At 64.8% G+C, this 25,235-nt stretch carries 19 protein-coding genes; 10 read left to right on the forward strand and 9 right to left on the reverse strand.

The genetic code is table 11. From position 1 onward, the window contains the following. The first annotated feature begins 14 nt into the window (after positions 1 to 14). The 6 genes from purU (at position 15) to O987_RS25020 (ending at position 8,344) form a co-directional block, all read left to right on the forward strand. Positions 15 to 863 carry a formyltetrahydrofolate deformylase gene (gene purU / locus O987_RS24995; protein WP_003050678.1) on the forward strand — a complete coding sequence of 283 codons (849 nt, stop codon included), beginning with the start codon at positions 15 to 17 and terminating at the stop codon, positions 861 to 863. Between the two features lie 24 nt (positions 864 to 887). Further along, positions 888 to 1,790, forward strand: a complete 903-nt coding sequence (locus O987_RS25000) for a LysR substrate-binding domain-containing protein (protein WP_003050675.1) — start codon at positions 888 to 890, stop codon at positions 1,788 to 1,790. Between the two features lie 80 nt (positions 1,791 to 1,870). Beyond that, complete coding sequence (locus tag O987_RS25005) at positions 1,871 to 3,790, forward strand: UvrD-helicase domain-containing protein (protein ID WP_043375453.1); 1,920 nt, start codon at positions 1,871 to 1,873, stop codon at positions 3,788 to 3,790. A gap of 156 nt (positions 3,791 to 3,946) precedes the next feature. Further along, on the forward strand, positions 3,947 to 5,065 hold the full coding sequence (locus tag O987_RS25010) for an ABC transporter substrate-binding protein (protein ID WP_043375455.1): 1,119 nt from the start codon (positions 3,947 to 3,949) through the stop codon (positions 5,063 to 5,065). A gap of 138 nt (positions 5,066 to 5,203) precedes the next feature. After that, positions 5,204 to 6,751, forward strand: a complete 1,548-nt coding sequence (locus O987_RS25015) for an FAD-linked oxidase C-terminal domain-containing protein (protein ID WP_051962258.1) — start codon at positions 5,204 to 5,206, stop codon at positions 6,749 to 6,751. Positions 6,752 to 7,072: 321 nt separating this feature from the next. Continuing rightward, positions 7,073 to 8,344: a PQQ-dependent sugar dehydrogenase gene (locus tag O987_RS25020; protein WP_043375457.1), complete on the forward strand. Its 1,272-nt coding sequence runs from the start codon at positions 7,073 to 7,075 to the stop codon at positions 8,342 to 8,344. A 13-nt stretch (positions 8,345 to 8,357) separates the two neighbouring features. On the opposite strand, the gene O987_RS25025 is transcribed toward O987_RS25020, so the two are convergent. From O987_RS25025 to O987_RS25050, 6 genes are all read right to left on the reverse strand, one after another. Then, entirely contained in the window at positions 8,358 to 9,689 is a 1,332-nt protein-coding gene (locus O987_RS25025) for a D-serine ammonia-lyase (protein WP_034377308.1), read from the reverse strand. Between the two features lie 70 nt (positions 9,690 to 9,759). Beyond that, complete coding sequence (locus O987_RS25030) at positions 9,760 to 11,994, reverse strand: phosphocholine-specific phospholipase C (RefSeq protein WP_200879579.1); 2,235 nt, start codon at positions 11,992 to 11,994, stop codon at positions 9,760 to 9,762. Between the two features lie 25 nt (positions 11,995 to 12,019). Beyond that, a complete protein-coding gene (locus O987_RS25035; protein WP_043375463.1) occupies positions 12,020 to 12,202 on the reverse strand; it encodes a hypothetical protein in 183 nt (60 codons plus the stop codon). A 228-nt stretch (positions 12,203 to 12,430) separates the two neighbouring features. Continuing rightward, complete coding sequence (locus O987_RS25040; protein WP_019043130.1) at positions 12,431 to 15,553, reverse strand: efflux RND transporter permease subunit; 3,123 nt, start codon at positions 15,551 to 15,553, stop codon at positions 12,431 to 12,433. Positions 15,554 to 15,686: 133 nt separating this feature from the next. After that, complete coding sequence (locus O987_RS25045) at positions 15,687 to 16,982, reverse strand: efflux RND transporter periplasmic adaptor subunit (protein WP_043375465.1); 1,296 nt, start codon at positions 16,980 to 16,982, stop codon at positions 15,687 to 15,689. 11 nt (positions 16,983 to 16,993) lie between these two features. After that, positions 16,994 to 18,256, reverse strand: a complete 1,263-nt coding sequence (locus tag O987_RS25050; RefSeq protein WP_043375466.1) for a TolC family protein — start codon at positions 18,254 to 18,256, stop codon at positions 16,994 to 16,996. A 148-nt stretch (positions 18,257 to 18,404) separates the two neighbouring features. Between O987_RS25050 and O987_RS25055 the strand changes: the two genes are divergently transcribed. Beyond that, the gene (locus tag O987_RS25055; protein WP_003050636.1) at positions 18,405 to 19,094 is read left to right on the forward strand and encodes a heavy metal response regulator transcription factor; all 690 of its coding nucleotides are present in this window, start codon (positions 18,405 to 18,407) and stop codon (positions 19,092 to 19,094) included. 10 nt (positions 19,095 to 19,104) lie between these two features. Here the strand turns inward: O987_RS25055 and O987_RS25060 are convergent, their stop codons facing one another. Continuing rightward, positions 19,105 to 19,446: a DUF5713 family protein gene (locus tag O987_RS25060; RefSeq protein ID WP_034377416.1), complete on the reverse strand. Its 342-nt coding sequence runs from the start codon at positions 19,444 to 19,446 to the stop codon at positions 19,105 to 19,107. Between the two features lie 46 nt (positions 19,447 to 19,492). Here O987_RS25060 and O987_RS25065 point away from each other — a divergent pair, with 46 nt between their 5' ends. The 3 genes from O987_RS25065 to O987_RS25075 all read left to right on the forward strand — a co-directional run bounded on the left by O987_RS25065 (position 19,493) and on the right by O987_RS25075 (position 21,940). Beyond that, positions 19,493 to 20,914 (forward strand): heavy metal sensor histidine kinase, encoded by a 1,422-nt coding sequence (locus tag O987_RS25065; RefSeq protein WP_043375468.1) that lies wholly within the window; start codon positions 19,493 to 19,495, stop codon positions 20,912 to 20,914. Between the two features lie 99 nt (positions 20,915 to 21,013). Next, positions 21,014 to 21,418, forward strand: a complete 405-nt coding sequence (locus O987_RS25070) for a hypothetical protein (RefSeq protein WP_003050630.1) — start codon at positions 21,014 to 21,016, stop codon at positions 21,416 to 21,418. 90 nt (positions 21,419 to 21,508) lie between these two features. Beyond that, positions 21,509 to 21,940, forward strand: a complete 432-nt coding sequence (locus O987_RS25075; protein ID WP_003050626.1) for a hypothetical protein — start codon at positions 21,509 to 21,511, stop codon at positions 21,938 to 21,940. Positions 21,941 to 22,052: 112 nt separating this feature from the next. On the opposite strand, the gene O987_RS25080 is transcribed toward O987_RS25075, so the two are convergent. Both O987_RS25080 and O987_RS25085 read right to left on the reverse strand, forming a co-directional pair. Further along, a complete protein-coding gene (locus tag O987_RS25080) occupies positions 22,053 to 23,021 on the reverse strand; it encodes a siderophore ABC transporter substrate-binding protein (protein ID WP_003050623.1) in 969 nt (322 codons plus the stop codon). An 81-nt stretch (positions 23,022 to 23,102) separates the two neighbouring features. Continuing rightward, entirely contained in the window at positions 23,103 to 25,124 is a 2,022-nt protein-coding gene (locus O987_RS25085; protein ID WP_043375470.1) for a ligand-gated channel protein, read from the reverse strand. Positions 25,125 to 25,235: the final 111 nt, after the last annotated feature.

A 25,235-nucleotide genomic window follows, 5' to 3' on the forward strand; every position in this document is an offset into this window, starting at 1 on the left:
ACAATTGCCCAGCTATGACCCAAGCCTATATTTTGACTTTATCCTGCCCAGACCGACTGGGCCTGGTGCATGCCGTTTCTGGATTCTTGCTTGAGCAAGGCGGCAATATTGAAGAAGCAGCGCAGTACAACGACCCGGTAACCGGCCTGTTCTTCATGCGCGTGCAGTTTGCCTGCGATGGCAAAGACGCCGCCTCTCTAAAGGCATCCGTTGCTCAATTAGCTGATCAATATCAAATGCAGTGGAGTTTGCACTCCAAAGCCGAGCGCATCAAGACCGTGATCATGGTCAGCAAGGAAGGCCACTGCCTCAACGACCTGCTGTTCCGCTGGAAGTCGGGTCTGCTGCCCATCGAGATCAAGGCCATCATCAGCAACCACCGCGAGTTCTATCAGCTGGCGGCCAGCTACAACATTCCCTTCCATCACATTCCCGTGACTGCCGCGACCAAGGCCCAGGCCGAAGAGCGCCAGTACGAGATCATCGAGGAAGAAGGCGCCGAGCTGGTAGTGCTGGCCCGCTACATGCAGGTGCTGTCCAACGATCTGTGCAAAAAGCTGGCCGGTCGCGCCATCAATATCCACCACAGCTTCCTGCCCAGCTTCAAGGGTGCCAAGCCTTACTACCAGGCGCATGACCGCGGCGTGAAGCTGATCGGTGCCACCGCCCACTATGTGACCGCCGACCTCGACGAAGGCCCGATCATCGAACAGGACGTGGCGCGCGCCGACCATACCGACACCGTCGAAGACCTGACGGCCCGCGGCCGCGACACCGAGAGCCAGGTACTGGCACGTGCCGTGAAATGGCATAGCGAGCGACGCGTCATTCTCAACGGTCACAAGACCGTGGTGTTCCGCTAAATCCCTGGGCTTGGGATTGACCATATGACCCGCAGCCCCGGCTCCTTGAACAGCATTACGGCCAGGCGGATTCCGCCAATACAGTGCCTGCTCACTTTCGAGGCGCTGGCGCGGCTGCGCTCGGTCACGTTGACGGCGGAGGAACTGTGTGTCACGCCCAGCGCCGTCAGCCACCGGGTCAAGCAGCTGGAGCAGATTCTGGGCGCGCGCCTGTTTGGCCGCACGGATTTCTCGCTGACCACGGACGGCAGCTCCTATCTGGCCCATGTGCGCGAAGGCCTGGGCGCCTTGCAGCGCTTCCCCGGAGCATCGGCCTCGCCCGGACGCAGACGCCTGAAACTGGCCGTCACCCCCACATTTGCGCGCGTGATCCTGATTCCACGCCTGCGCCAGTTCACCGAGGCCTATCCCGAAATCGACATTGCGCTGCAGGTTTCGATTCCGCTGCTGGATGTGATCGGTGAGGACGCCGACCTGATGGTGCGCTTCGGCGCCGGCCACTATGCCGACGTGGAGCATATCGAACTGGCCCGCGACACCGTCACACCGCTGGCCTCACCCAGCTTCATCCGCGAGCACGGACCGTTCGAGCGCCCGGACGACCTGGAAGGCATGCCGCTGCTGCGCAGCCCGCTGGAGCCCTGGCGCACCTGGTTCGCCGCGACCGGCCTCGACATGGCCGAACCCAACGAAGGCTCTCAGTTCAACGACATCGGCCTGATGTGCGACGCCGCATCGGCCAGCATGGGGATTGCCCTGGTACGCCACAAGCTCGGAGCCCCCTGGCTGGAAAACGGCACACTGGTGCGCCTGTTCGATGTCGATGCTCCCAGCCCCCACGCACACTATCTGTGCTGGAAGACCGGCATCATGGATCGCTGGGAATGCGCAGCCTTCGCAGAGTGGCTGCGCAAGGCCATGGGCTGAGCGGCGACCCGTCGGCTGCGCTGCGGCGCAGCCCGTTGCACAGGCCGCGCGATGGATAACGAAGATGGAGCACTCACGGCATGAACCTGCAGCCCAGGCTGTACCCCGGCCTTGACCAGAACCAGGCACTCAACAGCGAAGCGTCGTCGCTGCTCATCCGCGCCCTGGCCGGCACGGGCAAGACGACCACGCTGGCCATCAAGGCCGTCGACCTGATCCGCACCCAGGGCGCGCGCAAGGTGCTGATGCTGGCCTACTCCGAGGCCGGCATCAAGGCCATTCAGGCACGCCTGGACCGGCTCACCGCCGTCCACCTCGAAGGCCTGCACCTGCTCACTCTGGAGCAGTTTTGCGCCCGCCTACTCGAAGAGCAGGGCGACCCCGTGCCCATGCTCTCCTCTGCCCTGGAGAAGAACCTGCTCATCCAGCAGGCGCATGAGGCGCTGTTGCAAGAGGCCGAACGGCATGCCGAGCTCGACATCCCCGAGCTGTCCGACTATTTCGCACGCCCGCTGGACATCAGCGCCTTCCTCGCCTTCGAGGCCCAGGCCAAGCAGCGCATGCTGGAACTCGACATCGACGCCAGCGGCCTCGGAGCGCTGGCATATTGCCGCGACAACGCTCTGGACTACGGCCTGTACCGGCTGCTGCGCAGCTATGAGCGGCTGCGCTCGGGCCCCACCCAGGAGCCGCTGTTCTATGCACCCGGCGACTGCACCTACGCGCTGGCCTGCCAGCTGGCCGCACTGGACTTCGATGCCGGCTTTACGCTGCTGCAGGGCCGCTTCGAGGCCGTGCTGTTCGACGAGCTGCAGGACCTGGACGAGGCAGCGCTGCTGGTGCTGCGGCATCTGGCACGCGGCAACGGCCGCTTCATCGGTGTCGGCGACTTCAACCAGCACATTCTGCCGGGCGCTTCCTCCATCTTTGGCGACAGCGCCCAACGCATACTGCAGGAGCTGCCCGCAGGCACCGGCCAGGCCACGCTCAACACCACCTATCGCTTCGGCCCCCTCATCTGCCAGGAACTGAACCGTCTCTTCGGCGTGGAGTTCGAAGCCCATTACCGCAATGCCTCGGCCTGGTTCGAACATCGCCGTGGCGATGATGAGGACTGCGCGCGGCAGTTGCTGGACATCCATGCCACCGTGGCCCGTCTGCCCCGCAAACCGCAGGACCCGCCCGCCGTGCTGCGCGTCATCCTGCGCTCGCCCGAAGATTCGATACGGCTTGAATGGCTGTTCGCCCACGAAGGCGTGCACTATGCCTGCAAAGGCATGCAGCGTTTCTACCAGCGCCGTGAAATCGCCCTGGTGCTGGCCATGCTGTGGGCCATGCCCGGCTGCAGCGGTACCGCCCGGCTCTCGCAAGGCATTCTGAACAGCGCCGCCGAAGGCCTGATGCGCTATGTGCGCCATGCCAGTCCACCTGACCGGGATCTGCTGGCCAACGGCCTGTTCGACATGAGTGCATTGGGCGAAGCCCCGCCGGAGTCCGACACGCTGCGCATCGCAGCCGAACTGATGGGACGGCAGAGTGCCATGCGCCGTTTCCTTGCCGTCCAGATCGCACCGGACTCTGCCGCTGCCCGCTTGCTGGCCCTTCCCGCCGAGCAGTGCGCCGATGCTGGACAGCTGTGCCGCCATCCGCTGCTGCAGCAGTTCTTTGCCCAGGCCGCCATCAGCCGGGAGGAGCTGCGCCAATGCCTGGCCAGCCTGCAAGCGCTGTCGCAGATCTGCGCCGGGCTTACCGTCGATGAATTCCTGGGCCGTCTCAGCCTCATGGTCCAGTCGAGCATCGCACAGCATCAGCGCCAGGAAAAACCCAGCCTGCAGCTGCTCACGGTGGAGCGCAGCAAAGGCCATGAATACGACTATGTGGCCGTGCCCTTCGTCCATGCCAGGCATTTCTCCTCCGATGCGAACGACCCGCAGCGCAATCTGCTCTATGTCGCCATGACCCGCGCCAGCAAGCGGCTGTGGGTACTGGAAAGCAGCTGACGACGCAAGGCCGTGGGCTGATACAGGTCAAGCCTGTATCCCGCATGCGAGTCAAAACTGCGTAACGTCGCTGCGTGCAGACATTGCCGCAGTTGCCCTCTATCGCCGGCCTGCTCCCCCTCCCACCATGGGCTCACAACAACGAGGAGGAGACCTATGCCAACCCCAATGCGCTGCGCCTGGCTTCTGGCCGCCGGCATTGCCGCCCTGCCCCTGCATGCGCAGGACAGCCCCGTCACCATCGGTGCCAGCCTGCCGCTGTCCGGTGCACAGGCCGAGGCCGGCAAGGAAGGGCTGAGCATCATGCAGGCCCAGGTGGAGGCTTTCAACAAGCTCGGCGGACTGGGGGGCAAGCCTCTGACGCTCAAAGTACTGGACGATGGCTACGAACCGCAGCGCGCCGCCGGCAATGCACGCCAGCTGATCCAGGAAGGGGCCGTGGCCCTGCTCAACTGCTGGGGAACGGCCAGCTGCGCCGCCATGCAGCCCGAGATACAGCAGGGCCAGACCGCCCTGGTGGGGGTGATTGCAGGGGCCGGCAGCATGCGCCAGCAGCCAAGCCAATTCGTCTACCCGCTGCGCGCCAGCACTCAGGCCGAAATTGCGGCCATGTTGCAGCAAATGCAGACCATAGGTCTGCGACGAGTCGCCATCGTTCATCAGAACGACGGCTTCGGCAAAGACAGTCTGCAGATTGCCCTGACCGCCTTTGCCGCCAAGGACCTCAAACCCGTCATCACACTGGCCGTGGAAGCATCGGGCGCCAATACCCCGGAGCTGGCCAGGCAGCTGGCCGCCCAGCCCGATCTCCAGGGCGTCATCGTGCTGGCGGGCGCTCCGGCCACCATAGGTCTGATCAGCATGGCCAGGCAGGCCCATGTCACCGCACCGTTCTACAACCTGGCCGCTCAGGCCAATCGCGCCGTGGTGCAAGGGCTGGGGCCGTATACGCGCGGCATCGCCTTCACCACCCTGGTGCCCAGTCCCTGGAAGGGCGCGATCCCGGCCATCAGGGACTACCAGCAACTCGTCGGCCAGCCAGGCATGCCGCCAGCCTCCTGCCTGGGGCTGGAAGTCTTTCTCAACACCCGCACCCTGCTCGATGCGCTGCGCAAGGCCACGCCCTCCAATCAGCGTGCGAGCCTGACTGCCGCACTCGACGCCATGGGGGAGGTTCGCTACGGCGCCATGCACCTGCGCTTCACGCCGCCACGCAGCGGCTCCAGCTATGTCGGGTTGACCATGATCGACGCAGGCGGCCATTTCAGAGAATAAATCGTCTCAATCGCTTACCCATAAAGCGTTTAATGCTCTCATTTCAAAAGCTTTCATGACTGTCATCGCAAAGCATTTCAAGCAGCTTTGCAATAAAGCTCACACCAAGGCGCGGGCGCATCCCCTACATTTGCAGGCATGACGTCCGCCAGCACATTCACCGATCTCGTCGCCACCTCCAGCACGGCGGCCAACGCAGCACATCACCTGCCCGAGCCGTCCGAGCGCGCCACGCGCCAGGCCGAGGTGCTGGCGGCACTGCGCCCCCATGTGCCGGCGCATGCCCTGCTCTATCAGAGCGAAGACACCACGCCCTATGAATGCGACGGACTGACGGCCTACCGCCAGCGCCCGCTGCTGGTCTGCCTGCCCGAGACTTATGCACAGGTGCAGGCCGTGCTCAAGGCCTGCCATGCCATCGCGGCTCCCGTCATTGCGCGCGGCGCGGGCACCGGACTTTCGGGCGGCGCCATGCCCCACCCCATGGGCGTGACGCTGTCGCTGGCCAAGTTCAACAAAATCCTCGGCGTCGATGCCTACAGCCGCACGGCCCTGGTTCAATGCGGCGTTCGCAACCTTGCCATCAGCGAAGCCGCTGCCCCCTACGGTCTGTACTATGCGCCCGACCCCAGCAGCCAGATCGCCTGCACCATCGGTGGCAATGTGGCCGAGAACTCGGGCGGCGTGCACTGCCTCAAATACGGACTCACGGTGCACAACGTGCTCAAGGTCAAGGGCTTCAGCATCGAAGGCGAGCCCGTCGAATTCGGCTCGGATGCACTCGACACCCCCGGACTGGACTTGCTGGCCGTCATGATAGGCAGCGAAGGCATGCTGGCCGTGGTAACCGAGGTCACGGTCAAGCTCGTGCCCAAGCCCCAGCTGGCGCGCTGCATCATGGCCAGCTTCGACGATGTGCGCAAAGCCGGCGACGCAGTGGCCGCAGTGATCGCGGCCGGCATCATTCCGGCCGGGCTGGAAATGATGGACAAGCCCATGACGGCCGCCGTGGAGGATTTTGTGCGTGCCGGCTATGACCTCACGGCGGAAGCTATCTTGCTGTGCGAGAGCGACGGCACGCCCGAGGAGGTGGAAGAAGAGATCGCCCGCATGAGCGAAGTGCTGCGCCACGCCGGAGCCACGGCCATCACCGTGAGCGAGAGCGAGGAAGAGCGCCTGCGCTTCTGGAGCGGGCGCAAGAATGCCTTTCCCGCCAGCGGGCGCATCAGCCCCGACTACATGTGCATGGACTCAACCATTCCACGCAAGCGCCTGGCCGACATCCTGCTCGCGATCCAGGAGATGGAGAAGAAGTACCAGCTGCGCTGCGCCAATGTGTTCCACGCGGGCGACGGCAATCTGCATCCCCTGATCCTGTTCGATGCCAACAACCCCGACGAGCTGCACCGCTGCGAGCTGTTCGGTGCCGACATTCTGGAAACCAGCGTGGCCATGGGCGGCACGGTGACAGGCGAGCATGGTGTCGGAGTGGAAAAGCTCAACAGCATGTGCACCCAGTTCACCACGGCCGAGAACGCTCAGATGTTCGCGCTCAAGGCAGCGTTTGATCCGCAATCCCTGCTCAACCCCGGCAAGGTGATTCCAACGCTCAACCGCTGCGCAGAGTACGGCAAGATGCTGGTGCGCGGCGGCCAGATCGCCCATCCCGAGCTGCCGCGATTCTGAGAACGTGCTTGCGATCTCCTCGCGCCACGACAGAGGCTTTGCGGGATGGGATGCCAGGCGCGATACCGCAGCAATAGTTCTGCTATTGCGAGGATTCGCAACGCCGCAGACCGCCCGCAAAGACACTGTCCCGAAGGGTTGGAGCGCAATCGGGCGATTTCTACGCGCTGTCTCTTGCTTGCACCCCGGTGCAAGCGGCGGGCCATCGCTTCGAACTCATCCCGATTGCGCTCCAACGTGGCTGCGTAGAGACCGCAAACACGTTCTGAAGTCCGGCCATGGCAAGATCACGGCTGCTGAATGCATTTGTGGAGCCGTTCGATGATCTCTTCCATCGGTAAGACGCTGGGCCTGCTGCTGGCCCCGGCACTGCTGACGCTGGCTGCGCCCCAGCCCGCACAGGCGCGTGGCTACACCTCCACCGGCAAATGCGGCATCTATCCGCGCCTGGCCATCACCAGCCCCGCCGGCACCTGCGTGGGCCTGATTGCCGACGAAGCCCACGGCCTGCGCTTTCCGCGTCGCGTGCTGGAAATTGCGCCTGGCCGCATCTGGGTGCTGGACATGGGCAACTGGATGCCCCATGTGGGCCAGCTGATCGAGCTTCGGCTGCCTCCTGACTCCGCCACTGCCGCCAATGCCAACACCACGGCCAAGGCCGTGGAAGCCCGGGTGCTGCTGAGCAGGCTCAACTATCCTTCGGGCATGGTGCGCGGACCTGACGGTAAGGTCTATATCGGCGAGGCCGACAAGATATGGCGGGCTGCAGTGCCCGCTCTCGGCCAGACGCCGCAGCCCGAGATGCTGGCCAGCGGCCTGCCAGCCGACGGCGCCCATCTGCTCAAGGAGCTGGCGTTTGCGCCGGACGGCAGCCTCTACGTGAACATGGGCTCGGCCACCGACGCCTGCCGGAGTGAGGACCAGAAGCAACCCGTTCCCTGCCCCGAGCGCAGCGCGGCCATGCCGCGCGCTGCGGTCTGGCGCATGGTGCTGCAGCCTGGCCCGCAGAGCGTCAAGGAATTCAAGCCATTTGCCAGCGGCTTGCGCAATTCCATGGCGCTGGCCGTGATGCCCGATGGCCCAGCGGCGGGCACGATCTGGCAGGGCGAGAACAATATCGACTACCGCGATCCCAAGCAGCCGCCCGAGGAGCTCAACCTGCTGCGCGCAGGTGCCGACTATGGCTGGCCTTATTGCATAGGCGCACGCCAGAGCGCGCAAGGCTATGAAAAGCGCTTCGACTGCAGCAAGACCGAAGCACCGCACATGCTCTGGCCCGCCCATGTGGCTCCGCTGCAAATGCTGGCGACACCGATCGGCAGTGCATTTGGAGGGCAATTGCTGGTGGCCTGGCATGGACAGCGGGCCGAGGGCCAGCGCCTCGTGGGCTTTGCACGCGACGGCAAGGGCCGGCCCTCGGGCCAGCCCATTCAGTGGCTGAGCAACTGGGATGCCAAACCCGGTCTGCGCCCCGCCGGGCGCCCCACGGGCATGGGTATCGACCATGCGGGCCGGCTGCTGGTGGTGGAGGACTTCAACCGCAGCCTGCTGGTGCTGATGAGCGAAGCAGGCATGGCGCCAAGGCCCAAATAACCCGGTAAGGCGCTCAGTTCGTCACATCGCGCCCGCGCGCCAGAAACCGGGCGTACTCATCGCCCGGAACAAACAGGCCGCCCGTGGTCCAGACGATATGTGTGGCGTTCGCCATATGCGCCTGCAGCTTCTGGCGCTGCAGATAGTCCTGACCCGCAGCACTTTCCAGAAGGGCACGCGGACCGCCAAAGCCCGCTGCAGCCGATGGCTCGATCTGCAGCCCCTCGCTGTCCTGCAACAGGTACAGATGGCGAAACAGGGTCTCGTCCGCCACCGTGAACACGCCGCCGAGAAAACCACGCACCACGTCGGCAGCCAGCTCCGACGCACGCGGCACGGCCAGGCCGTCGGCCTCGGTCCGGTTGTTCAGGCCCAGCGCATAGACCGAGGGATGGGCGCCCAGGCCCGGCAGGGCCGAGGCACCGGCCAGCATCTCCACCATGAAGCAGGGCGACTGCACGGGTTCGGCAAAAAAACAATGCACATGCGGCCCGAATGCCTGCTGCAGACCCAGCGCCACGCCGCCAGGCGCGCCTCCCACGCCGCAGGGGAGGTAGACAAACAAGGGATGCGTCTCGTCCACGGCAAGCTGGTGCTGTGCAAGCTGCGCGACCAGGTATGGAGCCGCCGCCGCATAGCCCAGCAGCAGCGAGAGCGAATGCTCGTCATCCACAAAGTGACAGTGAGGGTCCCGGTCGGCCAGCGCGCGGCCCGCAGCCACGGCCTGGGCATAGTCGCCGGCATGCTCCACCACCTGCACGCCACGCGCACGCAGGCGCTGCTTTTTCCATTCCTTGGCATCGGCTGACATATGGACCACCGCCTCGAAGCCCAGGGCCGAGGCCATGATGCCGATCGACAGGCCCAGGTTGCCCGTGGAGCCTACCGCCACCTGGTAGCGGGCAAACACCGCACGCGCGGCATCGGCGGCCAGTTGCAGATAGTCGCCATCAGCCAGCAGGCCGTGCTGCAAGGCGATCCGCTCCGCGTACTCCAGCACCTCGTGCACGCCACCGCGCGCCTTGATAGAGCCCGCCACCGGCAGGCTGTGATCGGCCTTGAGCCAGAGTCGGCCCATCTGCTCGGGCAGTTGCAACGCCCGCTGCATCTGCGGCACCGGCTGCAGCGCTGATTCAATGCGCCCGCCAGCCACCTGCAGCTCGGGAAACAGCCGCGCCAGCAGGGGCGCAAAACGCTCGAAGCGCTCTACGGCCTGCTGAACCTGGGCCGCGTCTATGACCTGCGAGGACTGTTCTGCATCGCTGCGCCCGGCCCACAGCGTGGGCCGGGCATGGCGCAGATCTTCAACCAGGTCGTGCAGCACGGAGAAAGTCATGGCATGCATCCATCGTCATACAAGACAGCCATGTTAGGGCCAATGGAGCATGCCGGACGGGACGGCCAAGGCGTGGCTGCTATGCCTCTCCCATGGCAGGGTCGCTGACCGTGTGCTGACCGGTTTCCACGCGGCCCGCAAAGCGCCGGTAGTACGCCGGATCGCTGTCGCAGGTCACGGCGAAGTCATACCACTGGCCGCTGGCCTTCAGCTCCCAGTGCCTCTCGGCACTGGCGGCGGCGCCAACTTCGACCGTCCACGGGCCGTCGCTGCGGTAGGCCATGGGCGTGATGGTGAACACCGCAGCCTGCGCGCCCTTGTTCATCAGATCCACATAGACATTGCCGTTGGCGATGTCGTAGCAGACCCGCACCTCGGGGGCGGCCTGCACACTGCCCAGGCGATTCAGGTCGCCCTTGAAGTGGCGATGGAATCCGTTGGGGCCCAGCACCCAGAGGTCGTACTTGCCGAAGTTGTCGCGCACGGCATCCCAGGTATCGGACAGCATCTTGCCCGCTTCGACCATGTAGCGGCGAGGCGTGCGGTCCAGCTTGTAACGGTCATAGACATGGAAGACGGCTGCCTGCGTGCCGGTGTTGGCAAACACCAGCTCCACCGGGCCGTTGCTCTGGCAGCGCGCACTGGCATGCAGCTCGTAGGGCAAGGCCCGCGACGGACGTGTACCGCCGGCCTGCAAAGGCAGCTGCATATCGCGAGGCACGGGCACGGCGGGCAGCTTTTGCTGATCGGCACGCAGCTTGTCGGCAACATCGCGCGTGGAGCGGCCGGCCAGCACGGGCAGGGTCTCGTTGTTCGGCGTCTTGAAATTGAAGCTGCTCAGCAGATCGCCGCAAACCGCCCGGCGGAACGAGCTGATGTTGGGCTCCTTCACGCCAAAGCGGGCCTCCAGGAAGCGCAGCACCGACGTATGGTCGAACACCTGCGAGTTGACCCAGCCGCCGCGGCTCCAGGGCGAGATCACATACAGCGGAACGCGCGGCCCGGGGCCGTAGACACGGCCATCGGGGGCAGGCTGGCTACGGCTGCCGGCCGGTGCGCCATGCGTGAAGTATTCGGCCTGCAGATCGGCCTCCGGCAGCGTGGTCTTGCCTGCATAGCTCTTGTCGGCGTTCTGCGATGGTGCCAAGGGCGAAGGCATATGGTCGAAGTAGCCATCGTTCTCATCGAAGTTGACAAGCAGCACGGTCTTGCTCCAGACCTCGGGATTGGCCGTCAGCGCATCCAGCACTTCCTGCAGAAACCAGGCGCCCTGCACCGGGCTGGATGGGCCGGGGTGCTCGCAATAGATGGACGGCGCGTTGACCCAGGACACCTGGGGCAGCTTGCCTTCGCGGATATCGCGCTTGAAGGCGTCCAGATACTCCTCGGGCTGATTGCCGGGCAAGGTGTTGGCCACGCCTTTGTACAGCGGGTTGGCAGCGTCGTCGCTGGCCGCGTCATAGGCATGGTAGGGCAAAGCCTGGCCGGTGTTGGTATACGGTGCATTGGGCGCGCCGCCACTGGAGACAGGAAAGCCCGAAGCCAGATTGGCGCGACGAAAGCTCTGGAACGCGCCCAGCATGTTGTCGCCCCACTCGTCAGGCATGTTCTGATAGCTGATCCAGCTCACTCCGGCCTCCTGCAGCCGCTCCGCATAGGTCTTCCATGTATAGCCGGTGGTGGCATCGCTGGTCACGCCATTGATGGCATCCCACTCGTTATTCACGAAAGCCACGTTCTGGGGCATGGCCCCGTTGGTGCCCGTCATGTGGAAGGACCGGTTGGCATCGGTGCCGGTGTGCATGGCGCAGTGGTAGGCATCGCAGATCGTGAAGGCATTGGCCAGCGCGAACTGATAGGGCAGCTCCTGCTCCTTGAAATAGCCCATGGAGGTGTCCGTCTTGGCCACGGGCCAGCGCGACATGCGGCCGTTGTCCCAGGCCTGCTGACTGTCCAGCCAGGAATGGGGGGTGCCGGAAACGCGCTGCGCATTGTTGGCCGTACCGTCCAGGTGATAGGGGGTGATCACCGTGCCGTTGGCTCGCTCCTGCTGCCAGACCTTGCGGCCATTGGGAACGGGAATGGTCATGCGGTCGCCGAAGCCGCGCACCCCCTTGAGCGTGCCGAAGTACTGATCGAAGGAGCGGTTTTCCTGCATCAGGATCACCACATGCTGCACGTCCATGACCGTGCCCGTGACATTGTTGGCGGGAATGGCCAGCGCACGGCGGATGCTGGGAGGAAAGGCGGCCAGTGCGGCAGCTGAAAAGGCAGCGTTCTTGCCAGCCTGCAGAAGATTGCGTCGCGAAATCATGTTGAAGCCTTGTCTGTCACCGTGCTCAGGGAGCACAGCGCATCTCCGGCTTGGCCGGCTCGGTGGGGTTCGTGGGGTTCGTGGGGTTCGTGGGATTGGTCGGGTTCGTGGGAGCAGGCGGGCTGTCATCGCTGCCACCACAGGCGGCCAGCGTGGCGGCCGTCAGGCAGACGAGCGCCAGCGCCTTGATCAAACGCTTGTTTTGCATGGAGTCTTTCGCTTGGATGTCGACAGGTTTCGACCGGCAAGAATCTAGGAAAAGCTCATGTCATCCCGATGACGTCCGTGTTTCAGTCCGTTTGCTCGCATGGCTCCGGCGTTCGAAGCTCGCGAGCCCTCTTCAGCGCGAAGCCCCACGCAAAAAGGGCCGACGCACCCACGTCGGCCCTCTGCAAGAAACATCGCAACGCCAGTCAGAACGCTGGCGCTTGCGCGGCTATTGCCGCTTTCCGTATCCCAGCCGATACAGCAACGGCAGCACCAGCAAGGTCAGCACGGTGGACGAGAGAATGCCGCCGATCACCACCGTGGCAAGCGGGCGCTGCACCTCGGCCCCTGTGCCCGTGGCAATCGCCATGGGCACAAAGCCCAGCGACGCCACCAGGGCCGTCATCAGTACGGGGCGCAGGCGCGTGAGCGCCCCTTCGGTCACGGCCTGTTCCAGATCCATGCCCTGCTCGCGCAAGCTGCGAATGTAGGAGATCATGACCAGGCCGTTGAGCACGGCCACACCGCATAGGGCGATAAAGCCGATGGCCGCCGAAATGGACAGTGGAATGCCGCGCAGCCACAGCGCTGCAATACCGCCCGTCAAGGCAAACGGAATGCCGGTAAAGACGATGAGACCGTCGCGCACGTTGCCGAACATGGCAAACAGCAGCGTGAACACCAGGGCCAGCGCCACGGGCACCACGATCATCAGGCGCTTGCGTGCGGACTCCAGGTTCTCGAAGGTTCCGCCCCAGCGCGTCCAGTAGCCGGCCGGCAGCGCAATGCCTTCGAGCTCCTGCTGGGCCTGGGCCACGAAGGAGCCGATATCGCGACCGCGCACATTGGCGCTGACCACGATGCGGCGCTTGCCGTCCTCGCGGCTGACCTGGTTGGGCCCCGGCGCCAGCTCCACCGTCGCCACGGATGACAGGGGCACAAAGCCCAGACGCCCGTCGCCGCCGCGCGGCAGCGCAATCGGCAGGCGGCCTATGCCGTCCACATCGCTGCGCATGGCCTCGGGCAGGCGCACCTGGATGGCGAAACGTCTGTCGCCCTCGAATACCGTGCCGGCCTCGCGTCCGCCAAAAGCCGTGCTGATGGCGTCTTGCACATCCCCCATGTTCAGGCCGTAGCGTGAGGCTTTCTCGCGATCGATCTGCACCGTGAGCATGGGCAGGCCCGTGGTCTGCTCGACCTTGACCTCGGAGGCACCGGGGATCTTCTGCAGCATCGCGGCCACGGCCTGCGCAGACTTCTCCAGCTGGGCCATGTCATCGCCGAAGATCTTGACGGCCACATCGCTGCGCACGCCAGAGATCAGCTCGTTGAAGCGCAGCTGGATCGGCTGCGAGAACTCGTAGTTGCTGCCCGGAATCCCTTCCACGGCCTCCTGCACGGCGCTCAGCAGATCGTCGCGCGAGCGCGCCGGATCCGGCCATTGCTCGCGCGGCTTGAGCATGATGTAGCCATCCGAGATATTGGGCGGCATCGGGTCCGATGCGATCTCGGCCGTTCCAGTCCGCGCGAACACGCGCTCGATTTCGGGGAACTGCTTCTTGAGCTCGCTCTCGAGCTGCATCTGCATCTGCACCGACTGCGTAAGGCTGGTGCCCGGTATGCGCAGCGCCTGGATCGCGAAGTCGCCTTCGTTGAGATTGGGCGCGAATTCGCTGCCCATGCGTGTGGCCAGCAGCAGGCTCAGCGCGACGATGACACCTGCCGCCGTCAGCACCACGGCTGGCGCATGCATGACTTTTTCGAGCACCGGTGCATAGGCACGGCGTGCCCAGCCCATGAGGCGGTTTTCCTTCTCGGCCACCTTGTCGCCCATGAACAGCGCAATCGCGGCGGGAATGAAGGTGATGGACAGCAGCATGGCACCCAGCAGCGCAATCACCACCGTCAGCGCCATCGGGTGGAACATCTTTCCTTCCACGCCGGTGAGCGCAAAAATGGGCAGATAGACCACCATGATGATGAGCTGGCCGAACAGCAGCGGGCGCCGGGCCTCGCGGGCTGCCGCAAATACCTCCTCGAAGCGTTCGCTGCGGCTCAGCGGCCGGCCTGCTGCCGCCTGTGCATGGGCCAGACGGCGCACGCAGTTCTCCACGATCACCACCGCGCCGTCGATGATGATGCCGAAGTCCAGCGCCCCCAGACTCATCAGATTGGCGCTGACGCGCATCTGCACCATGCCCGTGAAGGTGAACAGCATGGAAAGCGGAATGATGAGCGCCGTGATCAGTGCGGCGCGCAGATTGCCCAGGAACAGGAACAGGATCGCCACCACCAGCGCCGCTCCTTCGATCAGGTTCCTCTTGACCGTGGCAATCGCCTTGTCCACCAGATTCGTGCGGTCGTAGACCGTCACGGCCTTCACGCCGGGCGGCAGGCTTTTGTTGATCACCTGCATGCGCTCGTGAACGGCCTGGGCCACGGCACGGCTGTTCTCGCCAATCAGCATGAACACCGTACCCAGCACCACTTCGCGGCCGTTGTCCGTGGCTGCACCGGTGCGCAGCTCGCGGCCCAGGCCCACGTCGGCCAGATCGCGCACGCGGATGGGCTGGCCTTGCGCCGAGCCCACGATGACTTCGCGAATATCGGCAATGCCGCCCACCTGTCCCGGTGCGCGGATCAGATACTGCTCGCCCTGGCGCTCGATATAGCCGGCGCCCACATTGGCGTTGTTGCGCTCCAGCGCTGCAACGATATCGGCCAGCGTGAAACCATAGGCCGCGAGCTTCTGAGGCTGGGGTGCCACCAGGTATTCCTTGGCAAAGCCGCCAATGGAGTTGATCTCGGTCACGCCCGCAACATTGCGCAGCTGGGGCTTGATGACCCAGTCCTGGATCTCGCGCAAATCCATGGGCGTATAGGGCGATCCGTCGGGCTTGGTGGCACCGTCATCGGCCTCCACGGTCCACAGGTAGATCTCGCCCAGTCCCGTGGAAATAGGCCCCAGCGCGGGAGCCACACCCGCCGGCAGCGCATCGCGTGCCTGCTGCATGCGCTCGTTCACCAACTGGCGCGCGAAGTAGATGTCCGTGCCGTCCTTGAACACCACGGTCACCTGGGACAGGCCGTAGCGCGAGAGCGAGCGCGTCTGGTCCAGCCCCGGCAGGCCGGCCATCAGAGTCTCGATGGGGAAGGTGACGCGCTGCTCGGTCTCCAGCGGTGAATAGCCGGGCGCCGAGGTATTGATCTGCACCTGCACATTGGTGATGTCGGGCACGGCATCGATGGGCAGGCGCTGGTAGTTGTAGATACCCAGGCCCACCAGGGCAAGCGTGGCCAGCATGACCAGCCAGCGCTGGGCAATGGCAAAGCGGATGATGCGCTCAAACATTCAAACTCCAAATATCTTCATCTGCCCTGTCACACTGGCGCAATCCAAACCAGAGACACCGAGCAAGAGCCGCCTCGCAGCGGGGCCTCGTCCCCCTTGGGGGAAGGCGCGCCGCGCCTCAGGGGGTGGCTAATCAGTGCACATGCTCGGCCGTAGCCTTGCCCAGCTCGGACTTGAGCACGAAAGCCCCGTCCTTCACATAGCGCTGGCCTGTGCTCAGGCCCTGCAGCACTTCGGTGCTCTGGCCGTCGGCCTTGCCCAGCTTCACAGCCTGAGCCTTGAAGCCGCCGGCTACCGGCACAAACACCACGGGCTTGTCGCCGTCGATCTTCTGGATGGCCGCATTGGCCACCGCCACCGCCGCCTGCTGGCCCGCTGCCGTCAGTTCCACATTCACAAACAGGCCCGGGCGCCAGATGCCGTCCGGGTTGTCCAGCGTGATGCGCGCAGGGGCGGTGCGGGTTTCCTGCCCGATCAACGCGCCCACATAGGCCACGACTCCCGTGGCCCGGGATTCGAAGGCCGTTGCGTGCACGGTGGCCTTTTCGCCCACGCGCACAAACGGCAGATCGCTGGCCGCGACCTTCATTTCGGCCCAGACCGAGCGCAGATCGGAGATGGTGAACACGGCCGTGCTGTCCTGCACGGCCTCGCCCACGGCAAGGTGCTTTTCCACCACCACGCCATCGAAGGGCGCGCGCAGCTCGAAGCGGTTCAAAGCCCCGGCAGTGCCCGATCCGGCACCGATCGCAGCCAGCTTCTGCTGCGCATTGGCGGATGCGATCTCGGCCTCGCGCAATGCCTGCTGAGCCTGCAGATAGTCCTGCTCAGCCGAGATCTTTTCCTGCCACAGCTGCTTTTCGCGCTGATAGGTGGTGCGTGCCAGCGCCAGGCGCTTTTGCGCCGCCATCAGCTCGCTGCGCTGCTCGGATACCGCAGGGCTGGTCAAAGTGGCCAGCAACTGGCCCTTTTTCACCAGCTGTCCCAGATTGGCCGCCACGCTTTCGGCCACGCCCGCCACACGGGGCACCACATGGGCCGTCCGGTCCTCGTTGAAGCGAATCTCGCCGGGCAGCTGCAGCGTGCCGGCAATCAATGCAGGGCTGGCCTCGGCCAGGCTCACGCCCGCCGCCCGGGCCCGCTCGGCATCGAGCTTGAGCAGGCCTTCTTCCTCATCGGCATGGTCGGCCTCGGCAGCGGCTTTGCCCTTGCCCGGGCTCTGCTCGGCATGCCCGGCTTCGCTGCCATGGTCATGCTCTTTTTCTTCATGGGAATGGCCTTTTTCTGCAGCGCCATGTTCATGGCCTTGGCCTTCCACGGCCGCTGGCCGGGTGCCGTAGACGATGGCGGCGGCAGCTGCCGCGCCCAGCGCCAGAATGATGGCAATCGCAATCGCCGTGCGACGGGGCTTTGGGGAGGTGGAATTCATGATGCGTGTTCTTACTCAAGACCGGGCACATCGCCCAGCTGGCGGGTGATGTCGGCGGCCGCCTGGTGGGTGGCCACCAGTTGCTCCAGATAGAGGCTGCGTGCCTCGGCCAGCGTGCGCTGGGCATCCAGCACTTCCAGATAGCTGAACTTGCCCAGGGCAAAGCCCTTGGCAGCGACTTCGTAAGCGGATTCGGCGGCCGGCAAGACCTGCTGCGCGAGCTGCTCGGCCTGGGCCCGGCTGGTCTGCAGCTGCTCGCGCTGCTGCTGCAGCAGCGCATGCATCTGCTGGCGGGTGGCCAGCAGTTCGTCCTCGGCCTTGTCGGCCAGACGCAACGCCTGCAGCTGATTGCCGCGGTTGCTGTCCAGAATCGGCAGCGGCACCGAGATACCCACCACCAGCTGATTGCGGCCCACTTCCTGCGCACGCTTCATGCCCAGACTCACGCTGGGATCGGGCAGACGCTTGGCACGCTCGAGCTCTGCGACGGACCTGGCCTGAAAGACGGCCTGCTGCGCACGCAGCATCTGCGGCGAATGCTCCAGCCTTTGCAGCATCGGGCCTTCATCGGGCAGTACCGGCAGCTGCGCCAGCTCACCCACCGCGCTGCCAAATGCCGCAGGCTGCGCTCCCCACAGCGCTGCCAGTTGCTGACGCGCCACACGCAGACCGGAGCGCGCCTGGGCCAGCGCCAGCTCGGCACTGCTCTCGGCCACACGGGCCTTGGTTTCCTCCAGCGGCGCCACCTTGCCCGCCTGCACGCGCTTGGCCGCGGCATCGCGGGCACTGCTGGCGATCTCCAGCGTCTTCTGATGCAGCTGCACGCGTTGCTGGCCAGCCAGCACATTGGCAAAAGCCGTGCGCACATCGGCACGCAGGCCAGCCTGGGCGGCCTCCAGCTCGGCCCGGGCCAGCTCGCGGCCATGTTCGGCCGCCTTCATACGGGCCTCGCGCTTGCCGCCGATTTCTATGGACTGGTTCCACTGCAGCGTCATGGAGCGGGTTTCGCGGCGCATGTCTTCCTGCGAATAGGCCAGCTCGGGATTGGGTCTGGCACGGCTCTGAATCAATGCCCCTTCGCTGGCCGCCAGGGCCTGGGCCGCCGCCCGCAGACCGGGGTTGCGCTCCATGGCCAGTGCCAGCGCGGCCTGCAGGCTGATGGGGGCGGCAGCCACTGCCGTGACGGGCGCAGGCTGTTGCGCCCAGCTGCAGGGCACGAAAAGGCCCAGGCCGCTGCCCAGCAACGCAGCGGCCGCCTTGGTGATGAATGTCATGGTGATGCTCCGCCTGCATGCCAGCCCCTCGGTTGGCAGTCCTGTACAGGCGGGGCAAATCTAGCGTGGTGGCCCCCACAGGGTTCTGACCTCAAGATGACAAATTTGTCATCTTCGCCAGCGGCCGACTTGCTCGACAATCTGCGGCATGAAGCTTCTAGTCATCGAAGACGAAACCAAGCTCGCCGAGTACCTGCAAAAAGGCCTGGGCGAGGAAGGCTTTGTGGTCGATGCCGCGCACAACGGCATCGACGGCCTGCACCTGGCCACGGAGCAGCCCTACGATCTCATCATTCTGGACGGCATGCTGCCCGGCATCGATGGTCTGGCCGTGCTGGCCGCCCTGCGCCAGTCGCGCCAGACGCCGGTACTCATGCTCACGGCCCGCGCCCAGGTGGAAGACCGCGTCAGAGGCCTGCAGGCAGGCGCCGACGACTATCTGGTCAAGCCTTTCGCATTTTCGGAACTGGTGGCCCGCATTCATGCGTTGCTGCGCCGCGGCCTTCAGGCCCAGGCCACGCCCGAGGCCACGGTGCTGCGCATGGCCGATCTGGAGCTGGATCTGCTGCGCCACCGCGCCACGCGTGCGGGACAGAGGCTGGACCTGACGGCCAAGGAGTTCAATCTGCTGAGCCTGCTGCTGCGGCGCCAGGGCGAGGTGCTGTCGCGCACCGAACTGGCTTCCCAGGTCTGGGACATGAACTTCGACAGCGAAACCAATGTCGTCGAGGTCGCCGTGCGCCGCCTGCGCCTCAAGCTCGACGCGCCCTTCGAGCAGCCCCTGCTGCACACGGTGCGCGGCATGGGCTATGTGCTGGAGCTGCGCCCCGAGGCCTGAGCCCCGGCGCCTACCATTCGCGTGGGGCGATCAGCTCTTGCACATCCGCATCTGCAAATCCATAAGCCCTGGCAATGGCCTCGAAATCAGCCGCAATGCATTCACGTGCCGCCGTCTCCATCTCGCTGCCCTGCTCTTCGAACGCCTGCTGCAGATCGTTGAAGCGCTCGGTCGCCGCATGGCTCAAGCGATACAGCTGCTCCAGATTCTGCGGCTTTTGCTGATCGATCTGCAGACACAGTTCTCGCAGAATATCCTCCCCCTTGCGCACCAGCTCCTCGGGGAAATAGCTGTCCTCGTACATCTCCTGCAAGAAGGCATGGTGGTTCAGGATGGCATTGGCAGGACTCATGGTTTCTTCCTCCGCAAACAATCAATCGTCCAGCATAGCAGCCACCATGACCACTGATTCCACTCCTTCCTGCGCAGCCCGGATCCCGAACCTGAGCCGGCGGCTGTCACGCTCGCTGGCCCTGCAGACCATGCTGGGCCTGGGTCTGGTCTGCGTGGCCGTGTACTGGGGCAGCTGGCTGGCCCTGGCACAGCGCCAGCAGGAAAGCCTGGAGCAAAAGCAGGTCACGGTCACCCATCTTCTGCAACAGGCGCGTGCCAATCGCTCCGCCTCCAGCATGCAGCACATGCTGTCCGACTTCCTCACAGGCCACGAGGATATGTCGATCCGCGTCAGCTATACCGACGGCACGCTGCTGTTCGAGAAACTGCACCAGCCCCTCGACGATGTTCACAGCGCCCGGCGCAGCTTCAGCGTCGTGCTGCCAGCCCATGTGGATCAGCAGGAGCAGCAGGTCGTGCAGGTACTGCTGATGCTGGACCGCCGCCCCGACGATGCCCTGCTGCGCCAGCTGGCCTGGATTCTGGGCCTGGCTGCCGTCAGCGGTGCGCTGCTGGTGTCGATGTTCAGCGCCTGGCTGGTGCGCCGCGGGCTGGCGCCTCTGCATTCGCTGGTGGAGCAGACCCGGCAACTGGGTGCCAAGGATCTGAGCCGTGACTGGCAGACCAGACTCGACGACAGCAACCAGCCCCAGGAGCTGCGTCCGCTGATTGCCCAGTTCAACGCGCTGCTGGAGCGGCTGGCCGTGGCCTACCGCCAGATGGAAGCCTTCAACGCCGATGTGGCCCATGAGCTCAACACCCCGCTGACCACGCTCATCAGCAGCTGCGAGCTGGCTCTGCGCAAGCCCCGCGATGCGGGCGAGCTGCGCGACATCCTGGCTTCCAATCTGGAGGATCTGCAGCGCATGGCCGGCATCGTGGCGGACATGCTGTTTCTCTCTCACGCCGATCGCGGCGAAAGCGCGCACCGCATCCAGGTGGCCAGCCTGGCCAGCCTCGCGGACGAAGTGGTGGAGTACCACGAGGCCGCGCTGCAGGAGGCCGATCTGCAGGTGCGGGTGCAGGGCGATGCGCAGGCTCAGGTCGATGCGCGATTGCTGCGCCGGGCACTGTCCAATCTGCTGGGCAATGCCACGCGCTATGCCACGCCGGGCAGCTGCATAGAGATTCAGATCAGCATGCCGCAGGCCGGCCAGGTCACGCTGGCGGTGCAGAACCAGGGCCAGGCCATTGCCGCAGAACATCTGCCCAGACTGTTTGACCGCTTCTACCGCTCGGACGCAGCCCGCAGCCAGGCCGATCGCAACCACGGCCTGGGCCTGTCCATCGTGGCCGCGATCGCGCGCATGCATGGCGGACAGGCGTTTGCGTACTCCGACCGCTCTGTCACCAGCATCGGGCTGAGCCTGCCTGCGGGCCAGGATGCACAAGCACCGGCGCCTGTTTCATCCGGCAACCGGGCGTAAAAGCCGATGAGGCCCACACGCAGCGCCGAGCAGGGATGACATGGAGCTGCGCGGTCAGGCCGCAAGATGGCCGCCCGTGTATCGCTGAAAGGAAACACCATGCATTGCTTGAGAAACGCTGCCTGCCTGGTTCTGGCCGCCAGTGCCGGTCTCGGCCTGCCCGCCCTGGCTCAAGGCCGGATTCCCGATATGCAGCAGGCCGGCGCGCTGCGCTACAGCTGCGGCGGCATCGGCGAGGACGAATCCACGCTCATGCGCGCCGCGATGAAGGATTACCCGCTGTCGCTGCTGTTTGCGCAAAAGGACGGCGCCTATCTGGCCAATGTGGCGGTCGAGGTCAGCTCCGGCAAGGACAGCAGCCGCTTCACGGCCAACGGCCCGGTCTGCCTGGTACAGCTGCCTGCCGGCAGCTACAAGATCACCGCCACCACCAGGGAGGGCGTAAGCAAGACCCAGGCGGCAGAGATCGGCAAGGGCCCGCATCAGCTGGACTTCCGCTACTAGCGGCAAGCCGGCGGCAATGCCCCGGGGCCGTCCAGGGGAGATGCGCACGGTCGCGCTCCGCAAGGCCAGGCAATGAGGACAATAAGCGCCATGTCCCAAGATCAAGACGCATCCACCTATCAGGCCCATCTGCAGGCCGGCAACGCGCTGGTGCAGCAGGCCCAGAAGATTGCCACACAGGACTTCGAGCAGGCCCGCGCATTCTGGCAGGCCGCCGGCAAGGAGTTCTATCTGGCGCACAAGGCCGACATGAACGAGCCGGAAGCCGCCTTTCGTCTGGCACAGGCCTGGATGGCCGAGGCCCATGCCTTGCAGAAGGAAGAAAACCGCAGCGCATTGCTGATGTGGGCCAACGCCGCAGCGCAATGCGAGCTGGCCTTTGACCTGGAGCCCGAAAATGGCCGCATCGCCATGACTGCCGCCAGCTGCCATCTGTTCGCAGGCCAGGCCGATGCCGCCAAGGCCTGGCAGTTGATTGGCAAGCAGCTGCTGCCGCCCGAGCCTTCGGAGCCCGCTGCCTGATACTTTTGATAGCTTGCTGCGCATGAAAACAAAGGGTTTCAATGCTTTTATGCATTGAAACCCTTTGTTTATTGGCCAAAGCAGCTATTAAATTGATGCTCTCTCAAAAAGCCTAGCGTTCGAGCGCGGCGCGAATCTGCTGCGCATTGGCCTGCATGGCCTGGGGGCCGCTGCTGCCCAGCAAATACCAAAGCTGCGGATCGACAAACACCAGTTGCTGCTTGCGGCCTGCACGGGTGTTTTTGATGGTGTCGTTGTCGAACAGCTCACGCGACGGCACGACCGGCTTGCCGTCCTTGTCCTTGGTGCTGCCCGTGCCCGCATTGCGGTCGATCACGAACAGCCATTCGGGGTCAATCCTGGCGATATCTTCCATCTTCAGCGCAATGCCGCGCGCCTGCGCCGGATCTGCGGGCAGGGCAGGCTTGATGCCCAGCACGTCATGCAGCAGACCGAAGCGCGAACCCGGCGTCTGTCCGCTCATATTCCGGTTGACGGCCAGCACCAGCAGGCCTGGCGCGGCCTTGGCCGCGGCAGCGCGGGTGGCGTCCACGTCGCTGCGCACCTGCTGCATGAGCTGCGCGCCCTGCACCTGCTTGCCCCACAGGCTGGCCAGTGCGGTCACATTGCGCTGCATATCGCCCAGCAAGTCATGACCCGAGGTGCTCAGGTCCAGCGTGGGCGCGATACGGCTCAGCGTTTCGTATTTGCCGGCCGAGCGGCCGGCCACCACGATCAGATCGGGGCGGATGCGGCTCAGCGCCTCGTAGTCCGGCTCGAACAGCGAGCCCGCCACCTGGTAACGGGCATCGGCATAGCTGGCCAGATAGGTGGGGAAATGGGCCCTGGGCACGCCCGTCACCGGCAGCTTGAGCGCCTGCATGGTGTCCAGCGAAGCCAGGTCGTACACCACCACGCGCCGGGGAGCCTGGGGCAGCTCGGTCACGCCCCGGGCATGCTGGACCTGGATTCGGGCGGGCAGGGTCGCAGACGACAGGGCCTGCGGCGTTTGCGCCCAGGCGGCGCCGGCCATCATCAGCAGGGCCACGGTGGTGGCGCGACGGCTGGTTAGTGGTTGCATGAAGTACCTTGAAAAGCGGAGACAGAGGAAAGACCGGCAGCCCTTGCCGCGGATTGCGGCAACGGGCTGCGATGACCAGGATCAGAACTTGACGTTCATGCCCAGCCAGTAGCGGCGGCCATCAAGCACGGTGTCGTAATTGACGCCGTCATAGATGACCTGCTTGTCCATCAGGTTGTAGATGCCCGCGTACAGCGTGACAGTCTTGTTGAGCTTGTAGGAGCCGCCCAAATCCAGCATGGTGTAGCTCTTCTGGGTGAAGCTGCCCGAGGACGCTCCGCCCGTGGGGGCGCTTTCCTCGCCGCGGTAGGAAGCCTTGAGCCAGCCGTTGAGCTGGGCCGTGGGGCTCCAGTCCAGCGAGACATTGAACAGATGGCGTGGCAGCTGGTTCAGCGGCATGCCGGCAAACTCGCCGCTCTTTTGCTCGGATTTGGTGAAGGTGTAGTTGGTCTTCAGGCGCAGCGCCCGGCTCAGCTGGGTGCCCAGCGAAGCCTCCAGGCCGCGCGTGATGGCGTTGTCCACATTGATGTTCGTGGTGGGCACGCGGCCCGAGCTGTTGAGCGGGCCGCAGCTGGGGCAGGCCACGCGGGTGATCTTGTCCTCGAACTTGTTGTCGAACACCGTCAGCCCTGCCGTGGTGCCGGCGCCGCTGTCGTAGAGCACGCCGATTTCCTTGGTCAGCGAGGTTTCGGGCTTCAGGTCGGGGTTGCCGTAGATATTGCCGCCACGGCTGCTCTGACCCCAGTCACCCACGGTCTGACGCAGCGACGGCGCACGAAAGCCCGTGGAGACACCGCCCTTGACCGTCCACTGCGGGGCCAGATTCCACACGCCATACAGGCGCGGGCTGACCTGGCCGCCGGCCTGGCTGTCATGGTCGTAGCGCAGGCCGCCGGTCAGTGCGAAGTCCTTGAGCAGACGCCATTCGTCCTCGGCAAACACGGCCCACTGGCTGCGGTTGATGTGGGTGCGGCTGGCATTGGGCAAGGTGTTGGTGGTGGTGTCCGTCAGGTCCTGCTCGTTGTAGCTCACGCCCGTGGTCATCAGATGGCTGGCCCCCAGCGGCGCCACCCAGCTGCTGTTGAAGACCGTGTTCTTGATGGTCATGTCGCGCGACAGATTGCGCGTCTTCTCCTGCTGCAGATAGGTGTCCGAAGATGCCCAGCCCCAGCGTCCCTTGTGCTGCAGCGAGAAGTTGTCGCGCTCGAATTGGCGGTCGCTGAGTGCAGCCGTGGCCGCCAGCGTCTTGCCCGGCGTCGAGGTGTAGTGCTGCTTGCCCGTGCCCAGCTCGGCAATGATGTCGTGGTCCTTGTTGGGCGTCAGCGCCAGCTTGACGTTGAGCGCGCGGTTGTCGTAGTCGTTGTAGCCGTTGAGGATGTTGTCCTCGCCGCGCTTGTTGTAGTTGCCGTAGATGCTCAGGCCCAGCAGATCGGTCTGTACGGGGCCGGACAGATAGAAATTGCTCTGGTAGATATTGCCCGAGGACGAGCGCTCCTGCAGCGTGGCTTCGGTGCGGATGGAGCCCATCCACTCTTTGGCCACCTTGCGCGTGATGATGTTGATCACGCCGCCCATGGCGTCCGAGCCGTAGAGCGAGGACATGGGGCCGCGCACCACCTCGATGCGCTCGATCGCCTCCAGCGGCGGCACCCAGCTCTGGTCGGTGCCGGTGGAGCCGTTGGCCTGCGTTTCGCGGGTATTGGTGCGCTTGCCGTCCACCAGGATCAGGGTGTAGTTCACGCCCATGCCGCGCAGGCTGATGTCGTTGGAATTGTTGTCCGAAGGCACCAGATTCACGCCGGGCACATCGCGCAGCGCATCATGCAGATTGTTGTAGCTGCCTTTTTCCAGCTCTTCGCGCGTGATGACGGAAATCGATGCCGGCGCATCCTTGATCTCCTGCTCGAAGCCCGAGGCCGTCACCACCACCGTCTCCAGCGATTTTTCCTGCGCCGCTGTCAGCCCGTGGGTCAGCAGGCCGGCAGCCGCCAGCGCCATGCCCAGCATGGGGCGCAGCGACCGGCGGACGGTGATCAGAGGACGGGAAGATGAAGAGGCGCAGGCCGTGGCGAAGCCTGCAGCAGCGGCTGCATGAATTTGCATGATGAGTTCGGAAAAAAAGGCACATCGACCAGGCAAGGCTGCGCCCCATGGCCAGGGCCACGGAAAGCAGGTACCGGTCAGCGAAGCATTCGCGCTGTTGGAGTGATGAAG

The sequence above is a fragment of the Comamonas testosteroni TK102 genome (assembly GCF_000739375.1).
GTDB lineage: Bacteria > Pseudomonadota > Gammaproteobacteria > Burkholderiales > Burkholderiaceae_C > Comamonas > Comamonas brasiliensis.

Bases quoted from the DNA above. Each gene is read 5' to 3' on its own strand.
- purU (WP_003050678.1), top strand. From the start codon at position 15: ATGACCCAAGCCTATATTTTGACTTTATCCTGCCCAGACCGACTGGGC.
- O987_RS25000 (WP_003050675.1), top strand. From the start codon at position 888: ATGACCCGCAGCCCCGGCTCCTTGAACAGCATTACGGCCAGGCGGATT.
- O987_RS25005 (WP_043375453.1), top strand. From the start codon at position 1,871: ATGAACCTGCAGCCCAGGCTGTACCCCGGCCTTGACCAGAACCAGGCA.
- O987_RS25010 (WP_043375455.1), top strand. From the start codon at position 3,947: ATGCCAACCCCAATGCGCTGCGCCTGGCTTCTGGCCGCCGGCATTGCC.
- O987_RS25015 (WP_051962258.1), top strand. From the start codon at position 5,204: ATGACGTCCGCCAGCACATTCACCGATCTCGTCGCCACCTCCAGCACG.
- O987_RS25020 (WP_043375457.1), top strand. From the start codon at position 7,073: ATGATCTCTTCCATCGGTAAGACGCTGGGCCTGCTGCTGGCCCCGGCA.
- O987_RS25025 (WP_034377308.1), bottom strand. From the start codon at position 9,689: ATGCATGCCATGACTTTCTCCGTGCTGCACGACCTGGTTGAAGATCTG.
- O987_RS25030 (WP_200879579.1), bottom strand. From the start codon at position 11,994: ATGATTTCGCGACGCAATCTTCTGCAGGCTGGCAAGAACGCTGCCTTT.
- O987_RS25035 (WP_043375463.1), bottom strand. From the start codon at position 12,202: ATGCAAAACAAGCGTTTGATCAAGGCGCTGGCGCTCGTCTGCCTGACG.
- O987_RS25040 (WP_019043130.1), bottom strand. From the start codon at position 15,553: ATGTTTGAGCGCATCATCCGCTTTGCCATTGCCCAGCGCTGGCTGGTC.
- O987_RS25045 (WP_043375465.1), bottom strand. From the start codon at position 16,982: ATGAATTCCACCTCCCCAAAGCCCCGTCGCACGGCGATTGCGATTGCC.
- O987_RS25050 (WP_043375466.1), bottom strand. From the start codon at position 18,256: ATGACATTCATCACCAAGGCGGCCGCTGCGTTGCTGGGCAGCGGCCTG.
- O987_RS25055 (WP_003050636.1), top strand. From the start codon at position 18,405: ATGAAGCTTCTAGTCATCGAAGACGAAACCAAGCTCGCCGAGTACCTG.
- O987_RS25060 (WP_034377416.1), bottom strand. From the start codon at position 19,446: ATGAGTCCTGCCAATGCCATCCTGAACCACCATGCCTTCTTGCAGGAG.
- O987_RS25065 (WP_043375468.1), top strand. From the start codon at position 19,493: ATGACCACTGATTCCACTCCTTCCTGCGCAGCCCGGATCCCGAACCTG.
- O987_RS25070 (WP_003050630.1), top strand. From the start codon at position 21,014: ATGCATTGCTTGAGAAACGCTGCCTGCCTGGTTCTGGCCGCCAGTGCC.
- O987_RS25075 (WP_003050626.1), top strand. From the start codon at position 21,509: ATGTCCCAAGATCAAGACGCATCCACCTATCAGGCCCATCTGCAGGCC.
- O987_RS25080 (WP_003050623.1), bottom strand. From the start codon at position 23,021: ATGCAACCACTAACCAGCCGTCGCGCCACCACCGTGGCCCTGCTGATG.
- O987_RS25085 (WP_043375470.1), bottom strand. From the start codon at position 25,124: ATGCAAATTCATGCAGCCGCTGCTGCAGGCTTCGCCACGGCCTGCGCC.